Below are 4,132 nucleotides of genomic sequence, written 5' to 3'. Positions count from 1 at the left end.
CTTGACCATATTTCTTGGTTCGACCCTTTTTCATCAAATTCGTTCTATTCTTAAATCTTTATTCAGTTTTCAGTGTATGACTGAGTTTAAAGGCCCATCCAATCGGATGGGCCTTTTTTTATTTGTTTTAGATATTATTAGTTGAATATGTAGTGCAAATTATAATTATTATTGAGAATATCGTATATATTTAAATGTGAATAATGTTGACAGACATAAGGGATAAGCGTAGAATTATAGTAAATTAAGAATTACTTTAAACAAATTTGCAGAAAGAAGATGATTCCAATGGTCTTTTTTTTAAGATTAAAAATCAAAATTTATAAATTTAATGGATAATGGAGAGATAAAAATGAATAAAAATATTATAAAAATAGTATCAATTGCGACAATAATGACGCTTTGTTTAAATGTATTGCTATGCTTTCCTGTAAGTGCAAAAACTCGCGAAGAAAATAAAACAGAATTATATTCTACAAGATTAGGCATTACTAAATCTGTCTCAAAAAGATTTAAAAGGACAACTTTGATTGAAAATAGAACGGTTGAAATTGAGTATGTCATTTCTGGAATGTATGTCTATGATCCAAATTCAGGAAAAATTTTAAGTACATATGGTGATTCTTTAGATGAAGTGACTTTAGTTAAGGACCCCGGTGGCGCAAATACTTCCTGGGATATTGAAATCAGTGATATTTCAGTAGATTCCAGTATTACTTCCAATGGTGCAAAGGCTACTTTTACAGCGAGGTTTCATGTGAATTTAATAAGGTATGAAGGGAATGTGCCGATAACTACTTATAATTTAGGCTATATTCAAAATTCTGTAACAGGAACTGGGAACTAATGAAGATAGAAAAACATTAAAAAGCGATATTAAGGAGGTAAATCATGAAAAAAATAGTAAGTTTATTTTTAACTTTAATTTTAATATTATCGCTGAGTAATATAGCTTTAGCCACGAAATCAAAAACAGATGATTCAAAAATTGCGCAAGCAGATTTTGCGGACGTTATTTCTCCGTATTATGAAGATTTGGAAAGTGTCCGGATTATCAATAATGCAGGTGTAAATATTACACAAAAGTACTATCAGGATACATGGCAGTACTATAAAAATGGTAGTTTTGATCTGATAGAGGAGTATTGTAAAGAAAATGTTAGAAAGATGTCTCGTATAGTAATTTGTGAAAAATCGGTAAGTACACGAGCTAGTGCCACAAAGTCAATTAGTGAAGTATTTACTGAGTACCCATCGGACGATATATTAGGGCATAGAATAACAGTTAATTACACGATTGCGGGAACTTATGTGTATGACAGGAACACTGGAAAGATATTAAGTGCATATAATGCATCGCTTAAAAACATTATTTATGCCGATGCAGGAGTTGGTTGGAAATTTTCTCCTGCAAATATATCGACAAATGCGAGTAAATCATCAGATGGTTATACAGCGCGTTTCACATGCAGTTTTCATTTATTCGGTAATTTCTCTGGAAAAGATGTTACTATTAATGGCGCAGATTTCGGAATACTAGGTGATACGGTAGAGGTAACACCCGGTTCTGATTAAAATGTACGGTAAAGGGAGTGGCCCATGTGTTATCTTGTAATACATTTACTAAAAGAAATCTTATGATTCAATCAATTGTTTTGGTTCTTTTGGAAATTTCCTTAGGTTTTCGTTATTATGCAGTCTCAAGAACCAGCTCTACGAATATTGTGGAAGCAGCAAAAAGCTGGAAAGACGTTTATGATGGATCAGGGATAGCTATTTTAGGAATCTGTATAGTATTGGTACTCTATTTGGGGATTTGTTTGGGTACCGATCGTCTAACGTTGGGCCACTATGGATTAAATGTAGCAATTTGGCAGACAATTTTTCTCGTTTCGACGTACTTGCTCCAGTTACCTTTACAATTGAAGAATAACGAATGGATCGTAATTTTCGTGGATGTCTTTCCTGTTATCATGTGGGTGTCAATTTTCGTGGCCGGTCTATGTGGATTTATTCAAACAATCAGGAGCAGGTCATTTGGCGCTCAGGTTATCAATACAGGCGATTCAAAGATGCGGACAAAAAAGAACTATATATACTTTGGATTGGCGGCTTTATTAGCAGTGCTTATGGAAGGTTCCTGTCGTGTTTTGTATTTCTTCGCAAATCAGGAAATAGTCCGCCAAAATATGTCACAGGTTTTTTGGGCATCAACTGCAGGGAATGTGATGGATGGTGTGTTTCTCAATGTCTCCGAATGGTTGCTTGCTTGCCTTGCGGTTCTTCTTGTGTATAGGAGAATGAAGTTATCCACATATTTGCTGGGAAACATAATGTATTTTGTAATTTTGTTTGTTGTTCTACCTGTGACCCAATGCATGCTCAACAGAATGTTTGTTAATAATGTGATCTTTTCCATTTGGTTATCTCTGATCGCTGGAGTAAAAGTTATACTTGTAGGCTTGGCTGTTTTCGGTATCGCCAGCCTGATGCTTAAAAGGCGTTCCAATCAGTTAGTGTAAAAAGGAAGTATGTGTTTCTATCCATATCGAGCGATAAAGTCCCAGCGGGGTGAATCCGCTGGGACTTTATGCTTTAATTTTAAAAAACTTAACTATGAATAAAGGGGAGTCGAAATTCTCGTTTACAGCTTTGATTTTCTGATGTGCATAAAATATAGGGTGAATCTTATGAAATAGTCATTGATAGTACAGAACAGAAAAAGACAAGGAAGGATTTGTGCAGTGTAAGCGCTTTGGCATACTAATGAGACTTTTTAGGTTGTTCAAATAGCAAAAGATTTGTTTAAATAAAAAGCAAATGGTTGCTAAAAATAATCAGGATAATTTGTTGATATATAAATTTAAAAATTGTCAGTCTAACGTATAATGAATGTGCATCATAAAGTAGGGAGGATGGGGGAAATCGAAAGAAATATGAATGAGCCGCTTATTAGTATTGTAATTCCCATATATAATGTTCGGGAATATGTAGCAAGGTGCTTGGACAGCGTCTTGAAGCAAACGTATCAAAATTTTGAGGTAATCTGTATAGACGATGGTTCAACAGATGGTTCTGGCAAATTGTGCGATGAATATGCTGTATTGGATCAAAGAGTTTCCGTACATCATATAAAAAATTCCGGAGTCAGCAGTGCCAGGAATTTAGGTCTTTCATTGGTTCAAGGGGAGTTTTTTGCTTTTGTTGATTCAGATGATTATATAGAAGCAAACTACCTCGAGGTTTTATATACCAATCTCAAAAACCATGATTGTGAAGTATCCAGCTGCCTTTTTGTTTTGAACGATGTATCTGGTGAGCCATTGAACCAGGTGGACGATTCACAGTCGGAAATAATGCTTTTTACGGGAAACAAGGAATGTATTCATAATTTTATCTGTTCTGGTATTTCCATGGAGGGCATGGTATGGAATAAACTATATCGTACAGAAAAGTTTAGGAATATACAGTTTGATAAAAATATCAAAGTAAATGAAGACTGCTTATATACCTTTGATGTCATGTCAAATTGCGATAAAGCATGTTTAACGGATAAAAGGCTTTATCATTGGTGCTACCGAGCGGAGAGTGCCTGCCGGACGAGAAATGTAAAATTTGACTTTGCAAATGCGGATATCTTTGAAAGGCTGCTTAATAAAACTTTGAATATAAATGATGAAGAAGTAACGCTGCAATTAAAGGAAAATTACGTTTATGCGGTTATGAAAATCATGCTTTATACAAGAGGCGCACGATATGATAAGAATGTTGTTGATGTCATCAATAGAGTGAAACAGTATTCTCGCGATCTGAAGAAGAGCAGTGTCTATCGTTCAAAATCATTGAAAACGAGAGTGGCGTTTCTTGTCAAAAATATGATTATAACAAACAAGGTTTTTTATCAAGCATATTGTAATCTTCTGAAGGAATAACAGCAGCAACTGGATCATGGTTTTTTCATTAAAAAGCTATTGTGTTTACTTTTATCCAGATTAAGGCCCATCCGTTTGGATGGGCCTTTTTGTTTTAATCAGCTTTAGCAAAAGGACAACCCCCGGCTAAGCCGGGGAGAGTAAAAAAGATTAAATAGTGAAAAAACCTTCTGGTAGAATAAAGTCGCGGTCGGTCAACT

The 4,132-nt window shown here is 34.8% G+C and carries 4 protein-coding genes; all 4 read left to right on the top strand.

What is annotated here, in order from left to right:
* Positions 1–352: 352 nt before the first annotated feature.
* Entirely contained in the window at positions 353–847 is a 495-nt protein-coding gene (locus tag I4V53_RS13815; protein WP_195986274.1) for a hypothetical protein, read from the top strand.
* A gap of 44 nt (positions 848–891) precedes the next feature.
* The gene (locus I4V53_RS13810; RefSeq protein WP_195986273.1) at positions 892–1,575 is read left to right on the top strand and encodes a hypothetical protein; all 684 of its coding nucleotides are present in this window, start codon (positions 892–894) and stop codon (positions 1,573–1,575) included.
* A 62-nt stretch (positions 1,576–1,637) separates the two neighbouring features.
* Positions 1,638–2,522 (top strand): hypothetical protein, encoded by an 885-nt coding sequence (locus I4V53_RS13805; protein ID WP_195986272.1) that lies wholly within the window; start codon positions 1,638–1,640, stop codon positions 2,520–2,522.
* Positions 2,523–2,915: 393 nt separating this feature from the next.
* Positions 2,916–3,932 carry a glycosyltransferase family 2 protein gene (locus I4V53_RS13800; RefSeq protein WP_195986271.1) on the top strand — a complete coding sequence of 339 codons (1,017 nt, stop codon included), beginning with the start codon at positions 2,916–2,918 and terminating at the stop codon, positions 3,930–3,932.
* Positions 3,933–4,132 lie beyond the last annotated feature (200 nt).

Source organism: Clostridium sp. D33t1_170424_F3 (assembly GCF_015667585.1).
Taxonomy (GTDB): Bacteria; Bacillota; Clostridia; order Oscillospirales; family Acutalibacteraceae; genus Anaeromassilibacillus.
Note: the sequence above shows the minus strand (reverse complement) of the source record. Positions and strands in the feature narration are given on the sequence as shown.

Excerpts from the sequence above, each read along its gene's own strand:
- I4V53_RS13815 (WP_195986274.1), top strand. The coding sequence starts at position 353 with ATGAATAAAAATATTATAAAAATAGTATCAATTGCGACAATAATGACG.
- I4V53_RS13810 (WP_195986273.1), top strand. The coding sequence starts at position 892 with ATGAAAAAAATAGTAAGTTTATTTTTAACTTTAATTTTAATATTATCG.
- I4V53_RS13805 (WP_195986272.1), top strand. The coding sequence starts at position 1,638 with ATGATTCAATCAATTGTTTTGGTTCTTTTGGAAATTTCCTTAGGTTTT.
- I4V53_RS13800 (WP_195986271.1), top strand. The coding sequence starts at position 2,916 with ATGGGGGAAATCGAAAGAAATATGAATGAGCCGCTTATTAGTATTGTA.